The organism is Desulfosarcina sp. (assembly GCF_055467485.1).
The window spans coordinates 74,180-97,166 of sequence record NZ_JBUOIV010000005.1 but is presented as its reverse complement, the minus strand read 5'-3'; the positions used below and the strand labels follow the sequence as shown (position 1 = coordinate 97,166).

At 56.4% G+C, this 22,987-nt stretch carries 28 protein-coding genes; 13 read left to right on the top strand and 15 right to left on the bottom strand.

Features of this window, described 5'->3' with window-relative positions; all coding sequences use genetic code 11:
- Positions 1 to 81: 81 nt before the first annotated feature.
- The 3 genes from ACZCED_RS04240 to ACZCED_RS04230 all read left to right on the top strand — a co-directional run bounded on the left by ACZCED_RS04240 (position 82) and on the right by ACZCED_RS04230 (position 3,320).
- Complete coding sequence (locus ACZCED_RS04240; protein WP_464860266.1) at positions 82 to 1,611, top strand: SDR family oxidoreductase; 1,530 nt, start codon at positions 82 to 84, stop codon at positions 1,609 to 1,611.
- A gap of 90 nt (positions 1,612 to 1,701) precedes the next feature.
- The gene (locus ACZCED_RS04235; RefSeq protein ID WP_462968287.1) at positions 1,702 to 2,661 is read left to right on the top strand and encodes an extracellular catalytic domain type 1 short-chain-length polyhydroxyalkanoate depolymerase; all 960 of its coding nucleotides are present in this window, start codon (positions 1,702 to 1,704) and stop codon (positions 2,659 to 2,661) included.
- Between the two features lie 65 nt (positions 2,662 to 2,726).
- Positions 2,727 to 3,320: a class I SAM-dependent methyltransferase gene (locus ACZCED_RS04230; RefSeq protein ID WP_462968288.1), complete on the top strand. Its 594-nt coding sequence runs from the start codon at positions 2,727 to 2,729 to the stop codon at positions 3,318 to 3,320.
- Between the two features lie 42 nt (positions 3,321 to 3,362).
- Here ACZCED_RS04230 and ACZCED_RS04225 read toward each other — a convergent pair whose 3' ends face one another.
- Positions 3,363 to 4,577 (bottom strand): hypothetical protein, encoded by a 1,215-nt coding sequence (locus ACZCED_RS04225; RefSeq protein ID WP_464860265.1) that lies wholly within the window; start codon positions 4,575 to 4,577, stop codon positions 3,363 to 3,365.
- Between the two features lie 610 nt (positions 4,578 to 5,187).
- Between ACZCED_RS04225 and aprB the strand changes: the two genes are divergently transcribed.
- From aprB to ACZCED_RS04210, 3 genes are all read left to right on the top strand, one after another.
- Positions 5,188 to 5,625, top strand: a complete 438-nt coding sequence (gene aprB, locus ACZCED_RS04220) for an adenylyl-sulfate reductase subunit beta (RefSeq protein ID WP_462967652.1) — start codon at positions 5,188 to 5,190, stop codon at positions 5,623 to 5,625.
- A gap of 226 nt (positions 5,626 to 5,851) precedes the next feature.
- Positions 5,852 to 6,013, top strand: coding sequence for a hypothetical protein (locus ACZCED_RS04215; protein ID WP_462967650.1), 162 nt, complete (start codon positions 5,852 to 5,854; stop codon positions 6,011 to 6,013).
- Positions 5,977 to 7,107 (top strand): MerR family transcriptional regulator, encoded by a 1,131-nt coding sequence (locus ACZCED_RS04210; protein ID WP_464860264.1) that lies wholly within the window; start codon positions 5,977 to 5,979, stop codon positions 7,105 to 7,107. Before ACZCED_RS04215 ends, ACZCED_RS04210 begins: the two co-directional genes overlap by 37 nt.
- A gap of 191 nt (positions 7,108 to 7,298) precedes the next feature.
- Here ACZCED_RS04210 and ACZCED_RS04205 read toward each other — a convergent pair whose 3' ends face one another.
- The 7 genes from ACZCED_RS04205 to ACZCED_RS04175 form a co-directional block, all read right to left on the bottom strand.
- Positions 7,299 to 7,865: a C-GCAxxG-C-C family protein gene (locus tag ACZCED_RS04205; protein ID WP_462967648.1), complete on the bottom strand. Its 567-nt coding sequence runs from the start codon at positions 7,863 to 7,865 to the stop codon at positions 7,299 to 7,301.
- A 19-nt stretch (positions 7,866 to 7,884) separates the two neighbouring features.
- Complete coding sequence (locus tag ACZCED_RS04200; protein WP_464860263.1) at positions 7,885 to 8,424, bottom strand: rhodanese-like domain-containing protein; 540 nt, start codon at positions 8,422 to 8,424, stop codon at positions 7,885 to 7,887.
- Positions 8,421 to 8,897: a MauE/DoxX family redox-associated membrane protein gene (locus ACZCED_RS04195; protein ID WP_462967646.1), complete on the bottom strand. Its 477-nt coding sequence runs from the start codon at positions 8,895 to 8,897 to the stop codon at positions 8,421 to 8,423. Before ACZCED_RS04195 ends, ACZCED_RS04200 begins: the two co-directional genes overlap by 4 nt.
- Before the next feature lie 451 nt (positions 8,898 to 9,348).
- Positions 9,349 to 9,537: a CooT family nickel-binding protein gene (locus ACZCED_RS04190; protein WP_462967645.1), complete on the bottom strand. Its 189-nt coding sequence runs from the start codon at positions 9,535 to 9,537 to the stop codon at positions 9,349 to 9,351.
- Complete coding sequence (locus ACZCED_RS04185) at positions 9,530 to 9,955, bottom strand: DUF3842 family protein (RefSeq protein ID WP_462967644.1); 426 nt, start codon at positions 9,953 to 9,955, stop codon at positions 9,530 to 9,532. The genes ACZCED_RS04190 and ACZCED_RS04185 overlap by 8 nt, the downstream gene beginning before the upstream one ends.
- A gap of 227 nt (positions 9,956 to 10,182) precedes the next feature.
- Positions 10,183 to 10,695, bottom strand: a complete 513-nt coding sequence (locus ACZCED_RS04180) for a tetratricopeptide repeat protein (protein WP_464860262.1) — start codon at positions 10,693 to 10,695, stop codon at positions 10,183 to 10,185.
- 446 nt (positions 10,696 to 11,141) lie between these two features.
- Entirely contained in the window at positions 11,142 to 11,639 is a 498-nt protein-coding gene (locus tag ACZCED_RS04175) for a ferritin-like domain-containing protein (RefSeq protein WP_462967642.1), read from the bottom strand.
- A 231-nt stretch (positions 11,640 to 11,870) separates the two neighbouring features.
- Here ACZCED_RS04175 and ACZCED_RS04170 point away from each other — a divergent pair, with 231 nt between their 5' ends.
- Positions 11,871 to 12,638: a metal-dependent transcriptional regulator gene (locus ACZCED_RS04170; protein ID WP_462967641.1), complete on the top strand. Its 768-nt coding sequence runs from the start codon at positions 11,871 to 11,873 to the stop codon at positions 12,636 to 12,638.
- Positions 12,639 to 12,685: 47 nt separating this feature from the next.
- On the opposite strand, the gene ACZCED_RS04165 is transcribed toward ACZCED_RS04170, so the two are convergent.
- The 7 genes from ACZCED_RS04165 to ACZCED_RS04135 all read right to left on the bottom strand — a co-directional run bounded on the left by ACZCED_RS04165 (position 12,686) and on the right by ACZCED_RS04135 (position 18,252).
- A complete protein-coding gene (locus ACZCED_RS04165) occupies positions 12,686 to 12,970 on the bottom strand; it encodes an integration host factor subunit alpha (RefSeq protein WP_462967640.1) in 285 nt (94 codons plus the stop codon).
- Between the two features lie 471 nt (positions 12,971 to 13,441).
- Positions 13,442 to 14,227, bottom strand: a complete 786-nt coding sequence (locus ACZCED_RS04160; RefSeq protein ID WP_462967639.1) for an AMP nucleosidase — start codon at positions 14,225 to 14,227, stop codon at positions 13,442 to 13,444.
- A gap of 109 nt (positions 14,228 to 14,336) precedes the next feature.
- On the bottom strand, positions 14,337 to 15,596 hold the full coding sequence (locus ACZCED_RS04155; protein WP_462967638.1) for a B12-binding domain-containing radical SAM protein: 1,260 nt from the start codon (positions 15,594 to 15,596) through the stop codon (positions 14,337 to 14,339).
- A gap of 26 nt (positions 15,597 to 15,622) precedes the next feature.
- Complete coding sequence (locus tag ACZCED_RS04150) at positions 15,623 to 16,258, bottom strand: hypothetical protein (RefSeq protein WP_462967637.1); 636 nt, start codon at positions 16,256 to 16,258, stop codon at positions 15,623 to 15,625.
- Positions 16,255 to 16,830, bottom strand: a complete 576-nt coding sequence (locus tag ACZCED_RS04145; protein WP_462967636.1) for an outer membrane lipoprotein carrier protein LolA — start codon at positions 16,828 to 16,830, stop codon at positions 16,255 to 16,257. The genes ACZCED_RS04150 and ACZCED_RS04145 overlap by 4 nt, the downstream gene beginning before the upstream one ends.
- Positions 16,831 to 16,978: 148 nt before the next feature.
- Positions 16,979 to 17,716, bottom strand: coding sequence for a 3-oxoacyl-ACP reductase FabG (gene fabG / locus ACZCED_RS04140; RefSeq protein ID WP_464860261.1), 738 nt, complete (start codon positions 17,714 to 17,716; stop codon positions 16,979 to 16,981).
- Between the two features lie 74 nt (positions 17,717 to 17,790).
- On the bottom strand, positions 17,791 to 18,252 hold the full coding sequence (locus ACZCED_RS04135; RefSeq protein ID WP_462967634.1) for an ApeP family dehydratase: 462 nt from the start codon (positions 18,250 to 18,252) through the stop codon (positions 17,791 to 17,793).
- A gap of 106 nt (positions 18,253 to 18,358) precedes the next feature.
- Between ACZCED_RS04135 and ACZCED_RS04130 the strand changes: the two genes are divergently transcribed.
- The 6 genes from ACZCED_RS04130 (at position 18,359) to ACZCED_RS04105 (ending at position 22,957) form a co-directional block, all read left to right on the top strand.
- On the top strand, positions 18,359 to 18,625 hold the full coding sequence (locus ACZCED_RS04130) for a phosphopantetheine-binding protein (protein WP_462967633.1): 267 nt from the start codon (positions 18,359 to 18,361) through the stop codon (positions 18,623 to 18,625).
- A gap of 43 nt (positions 18,626 to 18,668) precedes the next feature.
- A complete protein-coding gene (locus ACZCED_RS04125) occupies positions 18,669 to 20,021 on the top strand; it encodes a lipid biosynthesis B12-binding/radical SAM protein (RefSeq protein ID WP_462967632.1) in 1,353 nt (450 codons plus the stop codon).
- Positions 20,022 to 20,080: 59 nt separating this feature from the next.
- Positions 20,081 to 20,437 carry an ApeI family dehydratase gene (locus tag ACZCED_RS04120; RefSeq protein WP_462967631.1) on the top strand — a complete coding sequence of 119 codons (357 nt, stop codon included), beginning with the start codon at positions 20,081 to 20,083 and terminating at the stop codon, positions 20,435 to 20,437.
- A 54-nt stretch (positions 20,438 to 20,491) separates the two neighbouring features.
- Positions 20,492 to 20,752 (top strand): acyl carrier protein, encoded by a 261-nt coding sequence (locus ACZCED_RS04115; RefSeq protein WP_462967630.1) that lies wholly within the window; start codon positions 20,492 to 20,494, stop codon positions 20,750 to 20,752.
- 82 nt (positions 20,753 to 20,834) lie between these two features.
- Positions 20,835 to 21,899: a radical SAM protein gene (locus ACZCED_RS04110; RefSeq protein WP_462967629.1), complete on the top strand. Its 1,065-nt coding sequence runs from the start codon at positions 20,835 to 20,837 to the stop codon at positions 21,897 to 21,899.
- 59 nt (positions 21,900 to 21,958) lie between these two features.
- Positions 21,959 to 22,957, top strand: coding sequence for a radical SAM protein (locus ACZCED_RS04105; protein WP_462967628.1), 999 nt, complete (start codon positions 21,959 to 21,961; stop codon positions 22,955 to 22,957).
- The last annotated feature ends 30 nt before the right edge of the window (positions 22,958 to 22,987 follow it).

Genomic DNA, 22,987 nt, shown 5'->3' with positions numbered 1-22,987 from the left:
CGTTGCAGGCAGGCCATGGACCTTGAACGCTTGCATCACCGCTTCGCATAAGATCTGCGATCTAAAGTGAAAGAAACGCCTATGAACAGAAACGCCAAAACAAATACCGCAGCCAATCGACGAATCCTGGTAACCGGTGCCACCGGCTATGTGGGCGGTCGCCTGGTGCCGCTGCTTCTCGCCAAAGGCTATCGGGTCAGGGCCTGTGCACGCAACCCACGGCGCTTGGAAAACCGGCCCTGGCACGGTCACGCCAACGTGGAAATCGTGGCCATGGATGTCCTTGACCTGGCATCTGTCGAGCAGGCGGTTACTGGCTGCGAGGTCATATACTACCTGATTCACTCCATGATCGCCGGCAAGCAAGGGTTCGCCGACGCCGACCGCACAGCGGCACTGAACATGGCGGCGGTCACATCGGCACGCAAGGTCCGAAGAATTATTTATCTGGGCGGACTGGGCGACGTGGATCACCCGGGCCTGAGCAGGCACCTGCGTTCACGCCACGAGGTGGAGACGATCTTCCGGGAGGGCGCCGTGCCGGCCACCTGTCTGCGGGCAGCCATGATTCTGGGGTCGGGCAGCGCGTCATTTGAGATGCTCAGGTACCTGGTGGACCGCCTGCCGGTCATGGTCACCCCCCGGTGGGTCGGCACCCCCTGCCAGCCCATCGCCATCAAAGATGTCCTGGGTTACCTATGCGGCTGCCTGGAATCGCCCGAAACCATCGGCGAAACCTTCGATATCGGCGGACCGGAGGTACTCAGTTATCGTGACCTCATCCATGCTTACGCCGACATAGCCGGACTGATGCCACGAATCATTTTCCCGGTGCCGGTGCTGACCCCCAAACTGAGCTCCCTCTGGATCCATCTGGTCACGCCTGTGCCGTCGATCATCGCCAGACCGCTGGCCGAAGGGTTGAGTATTCCGGTCGTCTGCCGGGACAACCGCATCCGTGACATCGTCCCGCTGGTGCTGCAGCGTGCTGAGGAGACCATGCGCATTGCCCTGGACAGGCAGCCACAGGCCGAGCAGGATGCCTGCGACCTGCCGCCCGACACCCTTTTGCCGCCGGAATGGACCGCCTGCGGCGATGCCGATTATGCCGGCGGAACAACGCTCACCATGGGTTTTCGCATCCTTCTGGAAACGGATATCGAGACGGTATGGCAGACCGTCGAGGCCATCGGCGGCGAGCATGGCTATTACGGCAATCGCCTGCTGTGGCTGGCCCGGGGGGTTTTGGATGCGTTCATCGGCGGCCCTGGTTTGAAAAAAACACGCCGTCACGCCAAACACCTGGGTGTCGATGAGCACTTTCACTTCTGGCGCGTATCCCAGGTCCATCGCCCTCGCCGGCTGGTGCTCGAATCACGCATGAAGGCGCCCGGTGGCGCGCTAATGGTGTTCCAACTGTCTCCCCGATCGGACCATACCGAGCTGACGCTCCAATCGGTATTCCTGTCCCGAGGGCTGTTTGGGTTGGGTTACTGGTACGGCCTCTACCCGGCGCATCAATGGGTGTTTCGGAATATGCTCAAGGGTATCGCCCGGCAAAGCGGCGCGCGTATTTTAAGCGGTCCCGAGATGATCCACATGGGATCTTGATCGGTCAGGCGCACCGGTCTCGGATTCGGGCCAATGGGGTCCTCTAAAAGGGTTATGCCTGAAATAAGTAATATGAAAGGAATGCTATCATTGCATAAACAGGATCTGGTCTTCCTCGTGACGGTCATGCTGTGCCTGACCGCCTGCACGTCATTGCCGCCATCCGGAAATATCAAGGGGCCTGGGACTTTCGATCAGCGTATGGATCTCAAGACGGGAGGCTTTCAGCGATCCTACCGGATTCATGTTCCTTCGGGCTACAACGGCACCACCAAAATGCCGATGGTGGTCGTTATTCACGGCGCCTTTGATACGGCCAAAGGCATCGAAAAAATCTCCGGCTTCAGTGCCCTTGCAGACAAGGAGAATTTTGTTGTCCTTTATCCGGAGGGCATCGGTATTTTTGGCTATCTTCAACACTGGAACGCCGGTCACTGCTGTGGAAAGGCCGCCGATGACCAGATTGACGACGTCGGTTACCTGGCAACGGCCATTGACGATGCCTGTTCGCGCCTATCCGTAGACCGGCAGCGAATATACATGGTTGGGTTTTCCAACGGTGGTATGCTGACCTATCGATTTGCCGCCGAGCATACAGAGATGCTCGCTGCGGCCGCCCCAATTGCCGCCAGTATCGGCGGCCGGCCAACTGCCGATGCACCACCATGGCGCATTCCCAAACCCAAAAAACCCTTGCCCATACTTGTCATGCATGGATTGGATGATGATGACATACGCGTTGATGGGGGTCGTTCGATGCACCGAAAAGGCGAACGATCCTATTTTTCCTTGGCCGATTCTGTCCACTTCTGGGTCGATGCCAACGCGTTCATCGGCGAACCCGTCGACGCCCGCACCCATGGCGGTGCCGTATCGGTCCGGAGTTGGGATAAATGTGGGAATGACAGCGTTGTCGTCCTGTGCCAAATCGAAGATTGGGGACACGTCTGGCCCGGTCCGTATTTTACCGCCAGTCTTCCTGACGATGATCCCCTGTTCAATTTCGATGCGGCGCAAATGGTCTGGCATTTTTTCAAGCGATTCCCCTAAAACCGGTTCTAACAACTTGGGTTTATCCCATTTTCGAAAGAAAAAAGTATTAGACGGTAGATGACATGCGGCTTAATTTTGTTGAGCGACTTTTCATCCTCAGCCCCATTCGCGCATTCCTGCAAAGCCATCTTGAAGCAGAGCGTTTGTTTAAAATGGGTGGCCCCACAAAGGGCAAGCGGGTATTGGAAGTCGGCTGCGGCCCGGGTTTTGGCATCGATCTTCTGTTCAGCCGCTTTGGTGCCGCCAGCGTCGATGCATTTGACCTGGATCCGAAAATGGTTTCTCGGGTTCGACTGCGGCAAGCCAAGCATCGCCGCAAGCTGGGCCTCTGGGTTGGAAACATCAGGCATATACCGATGGCGGATTCGCACTATGACGCCGTTTTCAACTTCGGTGCAATCCACCATGTCGTCGACTGGCGAGCCTCGCTTGGCGAGATTCATCGGGTATTGAAACCTAATGGACAGTTCTATTGCGAAGAAATCCTCAGTCGATACATTACCCATCCGGTCATCGGCAAGCTCATGGATCATCCACAAAAAGACCGCTTCAACGAGACGCAATTCATCCATGCACTGCAGAAAGCCGGCTTTCGAATCAAGTCACACCGTCAAATGGCGGATCTCTATCTGTGGGTGGTGGCCACCAAAACCTGACAGAACGTTTAAGAACGATTGTGCGTGGCCATTCGGTTCCTGCTAGTTCATGCAGGGATCGATTGGCTGCAGGCGTCCGTAATCTTTGGCCATCAATTCATACTTGGCCGAGATCAATCCAAAATTTTTCTTCCTGACCAGCTCCTGCAGATACAGGTCGGGAAGATACCAGCGTTGAGCGAATTTACCCACGGACCTGAAAATTTCACAATTTTTTGCGACCATCAGGTCGAAGGCCCTGCGTTGCATGCCTAGCACACGCGATGCCATGTCGAAGGGGGTAAATCCATGATACGGGTTGTTGTACTCAACCCGGCTGTGAGACGGTTGCAGAATGCGCTTTTCGAAAGCGATGCCGTCCTTATCGGAAAGCAATTGGGCGGTTCGGGCCACCATGACATCGATCAGCCTTTGAACTTGGGCCCGTTGCCGCGACTGCGGCAGACGTGCCAAAGGGATGGCAGGAGACTGCCGGATAAGCCGATCGCAGTCCTGCAAAATCTTGCGGGCTCTCCAATTGGCGATTCGTTTGGCCCCCCCGTTTTCATATGTCCAGGGGCTTCGACCCAAATAGTATTTGGCCCCTCTTCGGGTGGTTCTGCGCAGAAAAAGCAGTTCATCCCTGATGCCGGAGTAAAGCGTGTACCCATGTTTACCGCCGACAAGAGACTCCTTGATCTTCTCGGTGTCCTGTTTTCCCTCTTCCCTGAGTTCCTTTTCCGTTTTGTTCTTCAAGGCCACAATTCGGTCAGCGATGCTCCGGGAAACGCGTTTAAGGAGACCGGTTTCATATCTGGCGACGGACTGTTTCAACACGGATGTCGGGTGAACGCCCAATTTTTCCCACAGATACACTAGAGCCGGCCGTATGCGGGCGTACGGGACCCAATCGCTGTGCGGCAGCGCGTCGAATTCTTCCAGCCATTGATTCAACAGTTGCGTGTCGACACCCGCATCTGAAAATTTTTGTCTCATGATGTGCTCGAGCCTTGCATCGATGGTATTGATCTTTCCATTGAAAATCCGATGATCGGTTTTTTGATGAGATTCAAGTCCAAACAGCTCACGGTAAAGGTCTGCCCTGGTCAGTCCGGCATTTAGAAACAGCCACAATTCAGCCATTGACCTGAATGCCGTACCATCCACCTTAAGCGCCACCTGATGGGGTGCAGGCCGGCCGTATAGCGTCACGTAGTGCCGATGGCTCACCGACCTCACCCGCCTGTGAACGATGTTGTAGATCAGCAAATAGGGCAACCCCGTCCGCCTGGCCAGCACTGCGGCCGAATATGTGCCATGAATCTCGAAAAGGCGTTCGAGATCCCGATCCGTTAACCCGATGCGAGATTTCTTGGCGCTTATGCGTTGGCGACGATCATTCATTTTCACCACAGGTGTTTAATCGGCAAAGTGATTAAGCAAATTTATCGTCCAAATTAAAATTAGACAAATATTAAACACAATATTGACATTTGCAATTCAGTTTTTGTTTGTCGGTATGAAAAATCGTTGCGCCTGCAGTCCTTGGTTGGTTTGGCCGCATACGGAATTGAAACCGCACCTGGTCGGAAACCGAGGACTCCTTAAGCAAACGCTGAACAGCAAATGCGCCGCACCTGAGGCAGAAGACGAACCGGTTGCCGGTTATTTTGAATGGATTTTAATGGAAACGAGATGCCCGCATCGATCAATGGCCGATTGTCCAATAAATGGGATCCTTAAATTAGACAAATCATTGACACATGGACCTGATGACCTATTTTAAAATGGTGCCATGATGGGCATGGCATGAATCATGGCGCTATCTGCGAATGTTTCGGCACCGCAAATGGGCGTCACATTTAACCCGAACAGGCAAGGAGGTTATATGCCTAGTTTCGTAATCGCTGAAAAATGCGATGGTTGCAAAGGCGGGGATAAAACTGCATGCATGTACATTTGCCCCAACGATCTGATGGTTCTGGATCCAAACCAAATGAAGGCGTACAACCAGGAGCCGGACCAATGTTGGGAATGTTTTTCGTGCGTTAAGATCTGCCCGACGCAAGCGATCGAGGTGAGGGGCTATGCGGACTTTGTTCCCTTAGGTAGCAGCATCATGCCCATGATGGGGACCGAAGACGTCATGTGGACCTGCAAGTTTCGCAACGGAACGATAAAACGTTTCAAGTTCCCCATACGAACCACGCCTGAAGGCATGGCGAATGCCTACACCGACCTGAAGGGAAAAGATCTTGAAAGTGGCCTGCTGTCTACTGAAGAAGCCGATGGATACGAAATTCCGCGGCCGCAGACAGACGGATAGCTGCAGACAACGAAAATCACCTGACGGCCTTGCCTCGATCGCGCACGGGGAACTCCGGTTCCCCGTGCCTCATTTTAATGACACCCCTTGCTAACGGCGCATGCTTCTTGACAGACATGACCATGGCAAGTAGATTGTTTGACATTGTTTGACAACACATAGACGATAATCCGTTTCAGGCAACCCAGGTTGCCGACACCGATGACGGATGGAAGGAACTGCTCTTATGGATGAGGCAACATTTTTAAATGTACTCAAGATGACGGTCGAAAACCATGGTTGTAATATCGAAGATTTTGATCTTGAAAACCATATCATCAACCTGGATGGCCCAGATGAAGCCGTGCACGCATGCGCGCTCGCTATTGCCAAACTGGTCGATGGGTAAAAGCGGCATTTCCAACTGCTTGCTTAAGGGGATCAGATCTTCGATCCGTAAACGAGGTCATCGGTTATACTCTGAATGCTGGATGGTTGGCGATAAATGGCCCGCTTGCCATGAGTATGATCGTAAGCGAGGCACCCTCCCCTTTCTTTTACTTTAATGGAGTGGCAGCAATGCCCGGACCATTTGGCTTTCCGATTGGTTATGTCAGTTTGCAGACCGGTCTATCCACCCATGTGATCAGGGCGTGGGAACGCCGCTACAATGCCGTGGCACCGCAACGCTCGAACAACGGACGCCGTCTGTTCAGCCAATCGGACATGGAACGCCTCACCCTGCTCAAGCGGGCGATCGAAAATGGCCACAGCATATCTACTATTGCCGGTGTCGATCAGGCGAAATTGGTCCAACTGGCGGAACCCACCACCCGACCTAACGGTCCTATTAATAGCGGTTCAAAAACGTACGCCGGCACCACCCCCATAACGATAATCGGCCACTGTTTGAAAGCGGTTGCCATGCTTGACGGCAACGCGCTGCATCGCATACTGCGAGATGCCGCCGCGACCTTCAGCCGTCAAAACCTGATCGATGCAATCATTTTTCCACTCATGGAACAGGTCGGCCGCCGGTGGTCTGATGGGTCACTTCGGATTGTGCATGGACAATTGGCCGCTATCGTCGTTCACACCCAACTCATCAGTTTGCTGGGGCACCCATGCAGAGACACCACTGAAAAGCCGTGCCTGCTGATCGCCGCGCCGGCCGGCCAGTGTTGTTACCTCGGCGCTCTGGCTGTGGCCGTCACGGCACAGGATCACGGCTGGGAACCGGTCTTTTTAGGTTTTAATCTGCCGGCTGTTGAGATCGCCGCTGCCTTCTCCATGCTTGGCCCGCAGATGATTGCCCTGAGCATCACCTGCCGCGTCGATGATGCCTTCATGCATGACGAACTCATGCGCCTGTCTGATTTGCTGAACAATGGGTGCCTGCTGGTGGTCGGTGGACGAGCCAGCCTTAATTATGGGCGGAGTATCGAAGCGGCCGGCGGTGAGGCCTGCTCCACGGCTACGGAGTTGATTTCGCGACTCGGGTAGGTTGATCGGATTTTCATACACCAATAGACCATCTTTCCGGTCAGTCTTAACTAGACAGGGATGCCTGCAAATAATCCTGTGCCCATACGTCGAGAAGATCGGCGTGGGCTTCTATATCCAGCCCGAAGTCATGCATGCCAAACATCTACAGCTCTTCTTTGCTTACGCCCTTTTCCGTATGCTCCTTCAATTCAGCGGGAAAAAAAATGCACCAGGCGCAACAGCGTGCCGCCAATGGCCGACTGTCTCCGGTCGACAAACCTATTATCCGCCTGTGCCGTCAATTCCGGCCGCTCATCTAAAATCAGCCGGGCCGCCATTTCGGCAGCCTGGGCAGTGAGGTCGGCGCACTGCTGCAAATGGGACTTTTTGTCATACCTGACCTTTTTGGAAAGCACCCGGCAGCAGGTGGCGCCGTTGGCCGCTTTGAAGGCGTCGTGCAGCTGGCGGGCGGTGTCGCGCATCGCTTTGCGATGGCGATAGGGCTGCTCTTTTCCCAACAGCAGGCCGGATGCCAGGACAGCGCCGCTGAGCGCACCGCACAAACAGCCGCTTTCCCCCAATGCCACGGAGAACGGGGCGGCCAGGGCTGTCGCCTGCGCGTCGGTGAGTCCGCCATTCAAGCCATGGTTCAAGGCAGAAACCACCGCTTCGGCGCAAAGCAGCTGCCGCGTCTCAAACAGGTTGCGGGCGCGCGCTCCGACGCTGGCAATCAATGCCTCGGATTCGGATTCGGGTTTTGCATCCCGCTTTTCCATAGGGACGGAATCCGATCGGCTACTCTGACTTTTCGATCGGATACTTCGCCCCCTTCCATGCAAAAATACCCCCGGCGTAGCGGTATACGTTCCGGTAGCCGAGTTTTACCGCCCAGCTGGCACCGTTATGGCTGCGGGTGCATTTGACGAAACCGCAGTAGATCACGATGGGCTGGTCTTTGTCGCTGCCCAGCAGTTGCATGAAATCATCCTGGGATTTGCCGTCGGTCTCCTTGGCATTCCAGGCGATCATGTCCGGGATGGGGAACAAAAACTGGACCGCTCCCGGGACATGCATTTTTTTATAGCTGTCCGCATAGGGCATGGTGTCCACCACCACCATCTCCTTGCCGCTGTCGATCCACTGTTTGAGTTCTTCGGTGGTGACCAGATCGTAGCCGCCCCGCTGGACTTCCCGCACAAGCTTTACCGCACCGGCCTCTTTCTCGACTTCCTTTTCGAACTTGTTTTCAAGCAAGGCCATGGCAGGGTATGACAGGCCAAATACCACAACAGCAATTATCGTCAGTTTCAGCATCCACTTTTCCTTGCTCATCATCCGTTCTCCTTTTGTTTGTCCATTAACATTTCAATTTTCAGCGGTTTGAGGCCACGCAAACGCCGCCAGCCATATAAAAAAGCGACTGCCGTCAGCATGAAGAGATCCCGGAAAAGGGCCGACCGGAGCCCATGGAAGGCCACGGCCTCCGGATCTTCGGGCCCGAAGCAGCCGCAATCCACATCCAGTCCCATCCAGATGCCGTATCCCAGAATGGCAACAAAAATCAGCAGCAGACCGGTAATCACGGAAAGGCTGCCCTGAATGTCGAAAAACAGCCCGAAACCGGCAAGCACCTCCAGTGCGGGCAACATTACGGCCACAGGCAAGAGCAGCCCTTCAGGAACAATGCCATAGGCTTCGATCAGCACGGCAAAGGTTTGGGGTGCCACCAGTTTGGTCGCACCGGAATAGATGAAAATCCCGCCGAGAAACCAGCGCAGGAATCGATACAGCCAGGAAAGCAAAGGCATGACAAGATCCCCGACAAACATGATCAAGCGGTGATTGGTAATCGGTTGAAAGGCTTTCAGGTCATGACGACGAGCTCGACGAACCGTAAAAGAATCGAACCCCACCCCACGTACGGTTCGCTCAAATCCGATGCCGTTATCAAGGCTGATTGATTAGATTGAGATATTATATTAGTCAAACTGTTAATATCTATGAGGCCGGGTGAGAGGATCGATAAAATTTATCGTCAATGGTAGGCATGGGAAAAGACGGACATTTCCCCTCAAATAGGCAAGAATGCCTTAAAGCACTCATGATAACCACCACATGAGTGTGTTGGAAAAACTTCTCACTCAGGAGAGCATTTCACTTGAAATGGCGGACAATATGACCGCGCGACGTATACTCCAGTAACATCCCCCTCGTACGGGAAGTAATGAAGTTGTCTTGATCAATCGGCAGGCTGGCTTTCTAAACTTCAAACAAAATGCGGTGATCCACCAGGTTCATCCGCTTGATCTTGGCCTTGACGGTGATCTGGTCACCGAAAATCCCCACCAGGCGGAAGGTGCCGTTCGCTTCGGGCTCCACCAGGTCGACCGATTCCATGAGCAGGGTTTCCTCACCGTCTTTGACCATATAGGCATTGGCTTCACACATGATCGAGTACCTCCTTTAAGCGTTTTTCCACCAGGGTTTGCACCAGATGGGGCAGGGGTTCGGATGTCACTCCGATGATCTCCGCATTTTCCTGAAACAGGGGCAAAAGCAGCTTGATTGCCGGGCTGGTCGTCACCGCTTCGGCCATTTTGGGCGTCACTTCGCCGAGCATGGCGTTGGCCCAGGTGATGGTCACCGGCCCGACGATGCAATGGGCGCGGGCCGCCGTATGGCAGATGGCGTTCTCACCGGATGCGCAACGATTGGCGCCGGCACGCAGCATCTGGGAGGCCGCGATGGCGTTGGTGCCCAAGGCAATCAGTTCGATGGTTTCGCCATGGGCGGCCTTGAGATATTTGATCAGTGTCGAGCCGATACCGCCCCCCTGCCCGTCAATGACGCAGACACGTTTCTTCACGGATGCCTTTCCTTTATAAAAAAAGGCCACGATGTCGGCGGCGGGTACGCTCGAGCCGATGCCTTCGTGGCCTGAAAAAAGATCTGTTTTCCGGTTTGAGCAACGCCTTCGTGGCGTTTGATTCAAGTGTCTGACTGAATACCCCATCCTCTCCGATCCCGTCAAGCCAATTTGAGAAACACCGGTCACGGATGGTTATCGTGGGTCGATGCTGAACGGTGCTGCGGTCAGCGTTCCAGCTCGGTTCCTATAGCGTCCTCGACACGCATGTGCTGCGTCTGCCAGACATTGTTGTCGTTCATGAAGGATTCCATGTTGCGATTTCCCAGGTGGGCCACCATTTCGATGTCCTCCTGGGCTTTGTCCGTGTTGGCCATCTTGGCGTGCAGGGTGGCGCGGCTGTAATAGGCTGCGCCGTACTCCGGATTCAGATCGATGGCCCGGTCGAAATCGGCCAGGGCGGTGTGGTCATCACCCCGTTTCTCGCTGACCAGCCCCCGCATGTGATAGGCCCGGGAATAGTCCGGATCGATCTTTATTGCGCGGTCAAAATCGTCCCGCGCCAGGTCAAGCATGTCCAGCTTGAGGTAGGCCGCCCCGCGACTGACAGCCGCCAGCGCATGGCCGGCATCTTTTTCGATTGCCCGGGTAAACAGGGCGATGCTTTTATCGTATCTGGCGCTGGCAAACTCGGCCATTCCGGTTTCGAACAGTTCCTTGGCACTCGCTCTCTCGTTCATGGTAAGAATCTCCTCTATTTATACATCACGATTGGTGATGGGTATGTTGATTGAAGCGTTTTCAGGCGGTGGCCGACAACACGTCACTGGCGCGTGGCCTCGTCTCGCGGCTTACCTTCAACCGTCGGCGCCACCGCCACGAAACCTGACGTCAATAAATCACTTTACTATAATAAAACCGAAGCTGATCTTTTCAACGGTTGGTAGCGGGACAAAGTGGTAGCTGGTGGGTAGGAAAAAGGCAGTCGATCACCTGCCTCCCCGCGATGCGGCGTCATCCGGGGGAGGCAGGTGAAAATTGATTCAGCCGGGTGTTGAAAACGTCATGAGCGCAGGCACAACAAGGCAGCGTTTGGGGAAAAAGCGAAGTTGATGGACGATAAATGAGCTGGTTGAGCTAAAATTTATCGCTGTGTCGTCAAGCGCAACCGTTTTTCAACAAGCGGTCAGAACGGCCAGAAACCGCTGTCATTCCAGATTCGCTCCTTCAACTCCGTGTCGATGGCGGCCAGGAATGCCAGGTGTTCTTTTTCCCAGTCAGCCAGCCACTGGTATAACTTTTTCTCTTCCGGGTCCTGGGCCTCGTTGCCCCGTTTGGCATACAGCGTGATGGCCCGCTCCTCCATGAGCATGGCCGCCGAAATGGCTGCAGCCTCGAAATCCGCAGCGGCAATGCGACCCTTGACCTCCGGCGTCAATACATTTTGCGAGATGGTGCCCGTCTCCAAAGTGTCCGCCGGTTTGAATCGACCGGTTTCCTTGAAGGATTTAAACTGATCGGAAAGGATCTTGACGTGCTGGACTTCTTCGGCAGCCATGGTTTCAAAAAAAGCCTTCACATCGCTGTTCGTGGATTGATTTGCCGCCGTCCGATAAAATGATTTCCCGCGTTTTTCCAGCAGGATTGCATGTTTAAGGATATCCAGCGCACTGTTTTCCGTCATCGGTTCCTCCTTGAGGGCTTAGCGGGTCGGGCGAGCCCTAGCTTAAGGGTGTATTTTATTGACTGTCCTTGCTTTTTTAGGCATCCCAAAATCACCTTGACACATTTTCAGCCGCCCGTGTACACTCCGTGGGAAATGGTGTACCCGCGTTGACCCATTCGCCAACCGCGGCATTCATGGTACGAACTGCTTATTTATTCAATCGGACACCAAACAAAGATAAGTGATGCCATGCCGAAAAGCAAGCGACTGAGCGCCAATATGGAGGATTATCTAGAGACCATATACCACATCGTCTCCGAGAAAAAGGCCGCACGGGCAAAGGACATAGCGGTCCGCATGGCGGTCAACAGTGCATCGGTCACCGGTGCCCTGCGGCTGCTGGCGGAAAAAGGGCACATCAACTACGCCCCTTACGATGTGATCACCCTGACTCCCCGCGGAGAAATCCTGGCGCGGGACATTGTACGTCGCCACGAAATTCTCAAGGATTTTTTCACCAAGGTGCTCGATGTGGATGAGCAGGAGGCGGAAGACACCGCCTGCAAGATGGAACACGCCGTTTCGCCGACCATCATCGACCGGCTGGTTCGCTTCGTGGAGTTCATCCAGATATGCCCCCGGGGGGGTGAGGAGTGGATCGGGGGGTTTCGCCAGTTCTGCGAGAAAGACAATGCCCTGTCCGGGTGTGAGAACGCCATTACCCGATGCCTGGACGATCTGAAAAAACGTCAGCGGCATTTTCAGCAGGCCAAGCGGGAGACGATCACCCTGGAAAGCCTTGAATCGGGGCAGATTGCCCGTCTGGTGCGCGTCAAAGGCAAAGGCACCCTCGTGGACAAGTTAAAGGAACTGGACATCACGCCTGGCAGTATCATTGAACTGGAGGAGGTGGAGGCCGCCGATGACAGGATCAACATCAAGGTGCGCGGCTACCACCTCTCCCTTCGCCGAGACGACTTTTCCAAGATCGAACTGGAAATCATCCAGCCGGCATAAACCGGTGCACCCGGACGGCATCGCGAGGTGTCGATCGATCCCTTCCCCTATTTGCCGTTCACCCGCTCGCGCAGGCATCCGGAGCATTTGAATGTCACCACCCGCCGGGCCGGCAACAGGGCGCTTTCCCCGGTTGCCGGGTTGCGGCCTTTGCGCGCACGCTTTTGCTTCAGGCAAAACTTGCCGAACCCGCTGACCAGGAGGTCATCCCCGGATTCGAGGGCGTGCTTGATGATCTCCAGCAACGATTCGATGATCCGGAACGATTGGGCTTTGTTGAACCCCATGTTCAGGCAGAGTTGGTTGACGAGATCCGCTTTGGTCAGTGCCATGTATCCCTTCCAGAACAGCCGTTGCGCATCGGCATGACAGATGACCGGTCATCGCCATGTTGAAGCCCCCACCGGTTGATTCGGTGATTGGCTCAGAATCGGTGGCGCCGGTGCAGGAAACGGTCATCGCGTTGCATCGAAAAGCTTAAAACGGGGGCCGGGTGCCGGGGTTGAGGGTGATTCTGAACCTTTTGGCAGGAGATCCACACCGGCCCCCGGCGGAACAGTTGGAGGTGCCATTGGCCTGTCCCGCATGCCATTTATACAACGCCCGCAAGATCTCCGCAATACCCCAAATCCCACTTATAAAACCCTTAGCGGGATTCAGGGGAGTGCCGTGATGAGAAGATCGAACGACGGATCGATAAGGGACGGACGTGAATGCCGACCGGGCGCCGGGGTCGAACCGGGGTCATTTGCTGCACTCGCCTGGCAACACAGCATGCGGCGTTCCGTGGTTCGCGGGTCCGCTCACCACTCGCTGTGCAGCTGCCGTTCCACATCCGGCCATCGGGCCTTGAGGTTGGAAATGGCATCCATCGCGATGTCCAGGTGGATGCTCATGTGCTTCTTGTATATCTCCTCGTGCAGTTTCTTATCCTTGATGCCGCGACGCTGCAGGGGCATGTCTGAAACCAGCATGATCGAACCGATGGGCACTTCATACCGGTAAGCCACCGAGAAAAGCGTGGCCAGTTCCATTTCGATCGCCAGGATTCGCTGACAACGCAGGTGCTCCACGAAAGCGTCATCGAACTCCCACAATCGGCGGTCCGTGGTGTAGACGATGCCGCAGCGGGGGACAATCTTGCGCGCCTTGACGGCGCCGATGCACAGCAGGTTCACGGACATCGCCGGCAGTGCCGGAAACTCCATGGGCAGGTAATGGCGGCTGGTTCCCTCCCCCCGGATCGCGGCCGTCGGCACCACGAAATCACCGACCTCCAGGATGTCGTCGATGCCGCCGCACATGCCGAGCATGACCACCGATTTCAGATTATCCAGGTAGGCCAGGCCGTTGATGACCAGGGCCGCCTGAGGCGATCCGATGCCGAAATCGATCATGGTGCAGTCCAGTTCCGGTGCATTGACGATCCGGAAATTGCCTTCATGAATCTCACACCCGGTTTGCTCGGAAAAGGCTTTGATGTACTGGCGAAAATTGGTGATCAGCACGTGGCTGCAGAAATCCTCCAACTTGCAGTTGGTGTAGCGCTCCAGTGTCTGCCTGATGTATTCGTGCTCTTTAAGTCCCATCGCTCGTTCACGTCCTTCCCTATAGAGGCATCCTGCCGCCCAACCGGTTCTTTCATTTCAGTTGGAAAAGGAATCGCCGCGTTGATCAAGCCGCTGCCAGGGCCCTGCTTCAGACGGACCGGCCAAACGCCTGATGCGCCAGGGAGCGGTTGCGCGGACGGAAGGTGCCGTCCGCTTTTTCCTTGCGCATCACCTGCTGGAACAGATTGGACATCTTCATGCCCTGGGACTCGGTTTGGTAAAAGGTGTCCCAGGCATGGGTCAACAGCTCCTGAAGCCGTTCGGCGCTCATGTGCTTGGGCTGATAGACCACCTTGTCCGCCGTGTACTCGTTCCAGTCAAAGGAAAGGATCCGGTTCTTTTGCTTCAGATCCTCGTAGGCTTTGGTATGGGGAAAGGGAGTGAGAACCGTGAACTCGGCCAGGTCCAGCTCAATGTCCAGCAGAAAGTCGATCAACCTGAGGATGCCGTCTTCGGTGTGGTTGTCCAGCCCCAGCAGGATGGTTCCCTCCACGCCGATGCCGTGGTCATGGTAACGCTTGATCCGATCCCGGATCTTGTCCGAGGTGTCGAACACCGCCTGGTAGACGTACCATGCACCGGCCTGAGCCGCCAGGTCCAATACTTTGGGATCGTCCTCGATGGGATGACAGCACCACTTTTTTTTCAACGGGATCATCTCCCGGAACAGGTCCATCTCCCAGCGGGTGTCCTGGGCCAGCGAGTTGTCCACGATAAACAAGCGGTTGTTGTCTATGCCCGCCATCTCGGCGACTGCCTTGTCGATGGGGCGCGGCCGGAACTGCCGTCCCCCCAGATAGGCCACACAGCACGGGTAGCAGTTGTATCGACATCCCCGGGAAGCATGCACCAGGTCGACCATCTGGATGCCGCGGTAGTTGTACAGCTCCTTTTTCAGGATGTCCCGCCGGGCCGGCCCCACCATTTCAACCGGGGGTGGGTCGGCCAGGTAGTCGTATCTCTTTTTCAGTTGGCCGGCCTTCAGGTCGCCCAGCACCTGTTCCATGCGCCCTTCAGCCTCGCCCAGAAACACGGCATCGGCGTGCTTCTGGGTCTCTTCGGCATGAAGCATGGTGGCGATGCCGCCAAAAATAACCGGTACGCCTCTGGCCCGGTAGGCATCGGCGATCGCCCATCCCCGCTTCACCTGGGCGGTCAGCATCATGGAAATGCCGACCACGTCGGCCGGTGCGTCGAAGTCAAGGACTTCAAGATTCTCGTCGACGAATTCCACATCCACTTCAGGCGGCAGGGTGGCGGCAAAAACCACCGGACCGTGGGGAGGCAGGTGGAACTCGGTCTGGCGCATCAGTTTGGGCCAGCGGGGATAGATCAGTTTGAATTTCATATCCGTCCTTAAGCGGGAAGCGACCACTATTGCAGTGGAATCGCTTCAATCAGGGTCATCATCAGTGTGTAGGAAGTCTTTCCACCGGCCTCGAGGGTCAGTTTGGGTGAAAGACCGCGTTGGTCAACCGCATCGACAAACACGGTCTTTTCGGGCTCGTATTGCCGGATTCGCCAGCGGCCGTCAGCCATGGCGATCACATCGACGAACCGGTTGTCGCGTGTCCGGTAGCGGCACCCCTCGGCGCCATCGGCAAATGCTCCGGCAGCCGACATCTCACCTTCGGGCGCCAGAAAGATAAGCCGGATATCTCTCATCACCCCTTTGGCGAATTCCGGATTATCGAAGGGCCCGAAGGCCCGTTTCACGATCACCTCGCCGTTGTCCAGCGCTTCGAAAAGCACGAATCCTTCCAGGGTCATCAATACGCAGTGAACCCGTGAATCGGCTGTGGACAGGATGATCACCCCGGTCAGGGTAGCCTGATAGCCGCGATGAAGACGGACATTGAGGGTATGCACCAGCTGCCATCGGCCTTCCGGATAAATCGATCGGCAACGGGCTTCGGTCCGGTATTGACGGTCGCTTTCCACCGGCACGACCGACGGCATGCGGGCACAGGCACCCAGCAGCAATACGACAGCCAGCGTTATTGGCTTCATTGCGCGTCCTGAAAAAGACGGTCATCCAGGGCAGGATTGACCTGGGTGTTGCTGAACACCATGCGGGTGAAAGCGTCATCGCTTTCGAAAATCAGCACCTCTTCGATCACCCCCGGGCGGTCCGACATCAGCAATTCGATTCGCTGAATGAACCGTGCCATGCCCGGATCGGTCGGCACCAGAATGATTTTATTGACGCCGTCCAAGCTGGCGTCGAACAGGGGGTTGTCCTGGAACCGCCCCCCCAGCCAGCCGCTGATTTCCGGCATCACGAACTGCATGGCCTGCAACCGGACGCTGGCATCCTCAACCAGCCCCTGGTCGGACTGGACGAAGCGTCTGGCATCACCGCCGTGCATGAGCAGGACACTCTTCACCGGAGACGTGTATTCCCAGCGCAACGCATCCGGCCGCCGGTATAGAAGGCGCCCTTCGGATATCAGCGGCCTGGCCAGAATCGGCAGATGCTTCTCCTGGACGAAGTCGGCACGGATACTGTCTACACGTTCGGCGGCCGCACGGATGCCGTCCCAGGTGTCCGCCCAGCCCAGGCACAGGCATGCGGATATCAATAAAAGAGACCACAGCAAGCGTCCGGAAGATCGCCTCAACTGCCATGGATAAGGATAGTTGCAAACTCGATTGTTGATGAAGCCCATCCGTCCAAATATTGAACCAGTTAACAATCACATGTCGGCAGGTTTGCGAAAACGACAGCGGTCAGCACATGCCGCCATTCACGCCGATGACCTGCCCGCTGATATAGGACGCATCGTCCGAACAGAGAAACCGCACCACCCGGGCCACCTCTTCGGGTTTTCCCACCCGGGCCATGGGGATCATGGCCTTGATATTGCCCAATGGCAGATCCTTGATCATGTCGGTCTCGATGAGTCCCGGGGCGACGACATTGACCCGGATGCCCAGTCGGGCAACCTCGGCGGCCAAACTGCGGCTGGCACCGATGAGGCCCGCCTTGGCCGCGCTGTAATTGGCCTGTCCCCGGTTGGCCACCAGGCCGGAGACCGAGGCTATCGAGACCACGCTGCCCTTGCGCTGGCGTATCATTTTCTCGATGATCGGCCGGGTGACATTGTAGAAGCCGTCCAGTGTCGTGTCCACCACTTTTTTCCAGTTTTCGCGGGGCATCATCAGAAAGAGTCCATCGGCGGTGACACCGGCATTGTTCACCAGCACGTCCAGGGATTTCATGTCGGCCAGCAGGGTTTCAATGGCCTGCTGCGAACCCTGGGCGTCCCTCACATCGAAGCCCACTGTTCGACCGCCTCCCCCCTGGTCCCGCACCTGCGCGAGCGTGTCGGCGGCACCCTTTTGGTCGGAATGGTAATTGACCACCACATCGTATCCGCAGCGGCCCAACTCCACACAAATGGCCCGGCCGATGCCTTTGGAGCCACCGGTCACCAGGGCCACAGGTCGATTCTCATTGTCTGGCATTTTATTCTGACCTCCCGGATCACCGAAATCCCGGTTGTTAATGTCCATGACCGCCATATTTTTATCAGCGTCGGCTATGAGCCATCAGCAGGGTCACCCGCCTCCACCACCTGAAGGGTCACCTCGGCTGCCAGGCGGCCGTTGATGGAAGCCGTGCCCGTGATTTCGCGCAGGTTTTCAAACACGAAGGCATTTCTGGCCGTGGTTCTCACCGGCTCCCCGAGGGCGATGGCGTCCACATGGAACACCGCTTTTTTGACGCCCACGAGCCACCCCCGGGTCTCCGAGTCATCGCCTCTGGTCTTCAGCCGTCTCAGACCGTTGTGGACGCCGGCGGTCTGCGCCACCAGTTCCACCAGGATCAGCGGATTGATGGTCCCGTCCTTGAAAAGCGGCCAGTCCCGATGGGCAACGGACAAGGTGGTGGCCTGTTCGTCATCCAGGGACAGGATCTCGCCCACCAGCAGCATTCGTCCCCGATGAGGCAGCAGGGCTTCGGCGGTCAGGCGGGCAGGTTTAGAATTGTCAACGGCCATTTCGTGTAAAAAGGCTTGAAAAGGATAATAATCAATATATAGTATGTCGTCTTTTTAGGCGGCAGGATATAACACGAATGAATCTGGTCTGTAAAGGTAATGCCCCATGGATAAATTGATAAGTGAATTACGTGAAAAAATTGTCGATGCCCTTAATCTTCAGGACGTTGCACCGCAATCGATCGATCCGGACGAGCAACTGGTGGGAGGGCGTCTGGGAATCGACTCCATCGATGTACTCGAGATGGTAATGCTGGTCGAAAAGGATTACGGGCTAGCCATAGACAATCGCGAACTGGGCGCCCGGGTCTTCGCTTCGGTGCGGTCGCTGGCCGGCTTCATCAATGACCCGTCCTCCACAACAATGGGTTAGCATCTGTTTCGTCCTTGTCTATTGATGGCTTTACGATAGTGTAATGAAAATCCTGCTTATTTCCGCAAATACGCTGAGGGCACCCTATCCGGTCTATCCCATCGGTCTGGATCACGTCGCCGCGTCCATCCATGGCAGGCATCAGGTGCGCATCGAAGACCTCAACGTGCTGGACAGCCTGGATGGGCTTGCGCAAAGCATCCGGAGATTCGATCCGGATCTGATCGGAATCTCCCTGCGCAATATCGACAACACCGACACCACCGACCCGGTGGGATTCATTGGTGGCTATCGGGCGGTGGTGTCGACCGCCCGTCAGGCGTCCACGGCGCCGGTAGTGCTGGGAGGCAGCGGCTTCACCCTGTTTCCCCGGCGGGTGCTGGCGGAACTTAACGCGGATTTCGGCATCGTGGGCGAAGGCGAGCGCGTGAATCGGTTGATCGATGCCCTGGAGGCCGGTCAAGATCCAGCGGGTCTGCCCGGCGTGATCATGCCCGACGCACACGAGGTCCCTTTTCCGGAACCGTGGACCGGAACGCGCAAACCGCGCCCAGTGCAGCTTTCGGCGCACCATCGCTGGTACCTCAAGCACGGCGCCATGCTGAACCTGCAGACCAAGCGGGGATGTCCGTTCCGGTGCATCTACTGCACCTACCCGCTCATCGAGGGACGCAAACTGAGGCTGGTGGCGCCGGCCGAAGCGGCGGAAACGGCCCTGGCCCTGGAAGCTGAAGGGGCCCGCTACCTGTATATCACGGATTCATCGTTCAATGCCGACGTCGATCACTCGCTCGAGGTGGCCCGGGCTTTCAGGCGGGCCGGCCTGACCATTCCCTGGGGGGCCTTCTTCACCCCCTTGCCCATGCCGGACGGTTACTTCGACACATTGGCCGGTGCAGGCCTGAAGCATGTGGAGTTCGGCACCGATTCACTATCCGACACGGTGCTGCGCGCCTACGGCAAACCCTTCACGGTCAAACAGGTATTGGCCGTCCATGAAGCGGCATTGGCGGCTGGTCGTCACGTGGCCCATTACTTTCTGCTGGGCGGGCCCGGCGAAACCCGGCAGACCCTGGACGAAACCCTGAACCATATTGACACCCTTCGGAAAACGGTTTTATTTCTATTCTGCGGCATGCGGGTTTACCCCCATACCGCGTTGTTTCACCAGTGCGCGGATGACGGGCATATCGAAGCGGGAACGGACCTGCTTGAACCGGTTTTCTACCATGGCGGAAAAATTGATGACGATGCGATCCAAAGACGGGTGGCTGAAAAGGCCGCCGGCCGCGCCAACTGGGTGGTTGGTGCAGGCGGCCAGGAAACCGCCGCCACCATCGACCGCATGTATGAAAAAGGCTTTTCAGGCCCGCTGTGGGAGTATCTGATCCGCTGAAACCAATCTGGCGGGCGATTGGATCATTGATTAGATGTTAAAAGCAGGTTAAAAAATCGATGACAGTGTGGTATGAATGGACGTTTGACAAGCAGGTGACGGATGGTGAGATTACGGCCCATATACGGGTTCCGGCAAGCTCGCCCTGGTTCGACGGACATTTTCCCGAAGCACCGGTGCTCCCGGGGGTTGCCCAGTTGGGCATGGTCCACGACCTGCTGTGCCGGACCTTGGATCGGCCGTTACCGGCCACCCAGGTGAGCCGGGTGCGTTTCAAGCAGATGATTCATCCCGATCAGGACCTGATCCTGACGGTAAAGACCGGCGATATGAACAGCAGCCACAGCTTCCGTATCAGCGGTGACGGCGGTCTGATCTGCAGCGGACTGATCCGGCTGAGTGCCGGCAAACCATAGGATGTGTCCCTGAACGGGGACGTTTTGGAATAGGCACAAAGGAGACTGATCAAGATGGCATTGGAAACTGATAAAATCATCCTTCGCATCGCGGAGATCATGATCGACGAACTCAAGCTGGAGGAGGTCACCGCCGCCACGTTCGATCCGGATATCGACCTGGTGGATGAGGTGGGCATCGACAGCATGGATCTGGCCACCGTGGCCCTGGTGCTTCGCGATGAATATGCCGTGCGGATCGATGAGGACGATTATCCCAAATTGACGACCGTGCGCTTGATCGGTGAATATATCCATAACAAACTGGCCGCCTAACAGCCATGCACGGCCGATCCGCAGATTGGCACCGCTTGTTGATGTCAGGTGATGTCTTCAAGCACAGAGAGTAGCCCAGCCCATGGAGACGAAACGAACCTGGAAATTTTCGGACCTGATCGCCGATCCCGAAGTCAATGCGCGCTGGGAGAAGGTGCGCAAGTATTTCTTCTTGCGCGAATCCACCTACGACATGACCCGGCGATGCAACATTCGCTGCAACGGTTGTTACTACTACGAAGGCGAAAAACAGAACACCCGGGACAATACGAATCCTGAAGACTGGCGGCAACTGATGCGTGCGGAGAAGGCCCGGGGCATCACCTTTGTGGTGTTGGCCGGCGCCGAACCGTCCCTGGTGCCGGGACTGTGCCAGGCCTGCTATGATGAAATCCCTTTGGGATGCATCGCCACCAACGGCCTTACGCGGATTCCGGACTCGGTCGGGTATCGCATTCATATTTCCGCCTGGGGCAACGACGCGTCCAGCCGAAAAACCCGCAATGCGAAAAACATGCTGGCCCGCCAGTTGGAAAATTACGCTGGTGATCCGCGGGCGGCCTTCGTCTATACCTTTACCCGCCACAACATCGACCAGGCCGAGGAGGTGGTACGAACGCTGGCCAACCACGGGGCCACGGTGACGTTCAACATGTTCAGCGCGCCGGTGGGCTACACCGGTGACCTTCGCCACACGCCGCTGAGCCTGGCCGACACCCGGCGGACCATGCTCGACCTGCTGGACAAATACCCGCAAACGGTCCTGTTTTCCTGGTACAGCGCCATGGCCCACACCCACGAAAAGGGCCTTCACGATCTGTTCGGATGCCCCTATCCCCGACAGAATCCAAGCACGGATGTGGGCCTGGGCCGTTCCTTTCGCCAATACCGCACGGACCTGACCTGGAATCGTGATGCGGCCTGTTGCGTGCCGGATACGGACTGCGCGGACTGCCGGCACTACGCGGCGGCCAGTGCCGTGGTCACTTCCCGGCTGTTCCGCCACGCCGTCGATCCCCACACCTTTCGATCCTGGCTGGATTTTGTCGATACCTATCTGGCCGTGTGGCTAAAAGGCTATGTGAAGGGAAAAAACCTGTGCAACCAAACCGTTCCTCCACCCGGCGTGGAACTGACAGCCAATTAGCAGGCGATGAGCCTGCTGAAAATAAATTTCAGGAAGGTCCCGTAAAAGGATAGACATTGATGAAAACCGTCAGTTCCCTGCTGGACGGCCACTGGTACGCCCGGTATAAACGCATATCGAAGCTCAACATCCGCAGCTCCATCTACGATGTGACCAATCGCTGCAACCTGCGCTGCAAAGGCTGCTTCTTCTTTTCTTCCGGTGAACACGAGGCGGCCAGGGAGGAAATGGATCTCACCCGCTGGGAAGCGTTTGTGGACAAAGAGACGGCCCGCGGCGTGAACCTGGCCATTCTCATCGGCGGCGAACCCACCCTTTGCATGGACCGGATCGAAGCCTTCTACAAGCGCCTGCCCACCTTTTGTGCCACCAACGGCATTATCAAGGTGCCCCGGGATCGCTTCCCCGACATGATGCTGGGGATCAGCCTGTGGGGAGACGAAGCGGATGAGAAAGTGCTGCGCGGGAAGGACGCCTTTTCCATCTCCAGTAAAAACTATGCCGGCGACCCCCATACCTATTACCTGTACACCATCACCCCCAAACAGCTGGGCAAGACCGAACGGATCATCAAGAAGATCCGCGACGCGGGCCTCAAAGTGCACATGCAGCTGCTCTCCAACGACGAGGGGGTGGACGGGTTTCACTGGCAGGCCGAGGAATTGGCCCAGATCCGCTATGAAATGGACGAGGTACTGGACCGCTATCCGGATACGGTCATCTCCTCCAAATACTACCACGAGATCATCACCACGGGGAAGATGCTGGGCCGCCCCTTCGGCTGGATGGAGTGCCCCTCGGTGACGGACCCATTGGACACGCGCGACCCCAAGCCCCGACGATTGACCAACTTCATCCGCTGGGCGTCGGACCTGAACACCATGCATCGCTGCTGCACCTCGGAAACGAGAGACTGCAGCACCTGCAAGGACGGTGCGGCCCACATGAGCTGGGTGATGGTCAACAAGCGCGCCCACATGCAAACCACCCGGGACCTTCAGAACTGGATCGAAATCTACGAAATGTTCGCCAAGCTCTACCAGTTCATTCCCTGGTGATAGACCCCTGCGAAGCCGTATTGACAGGTG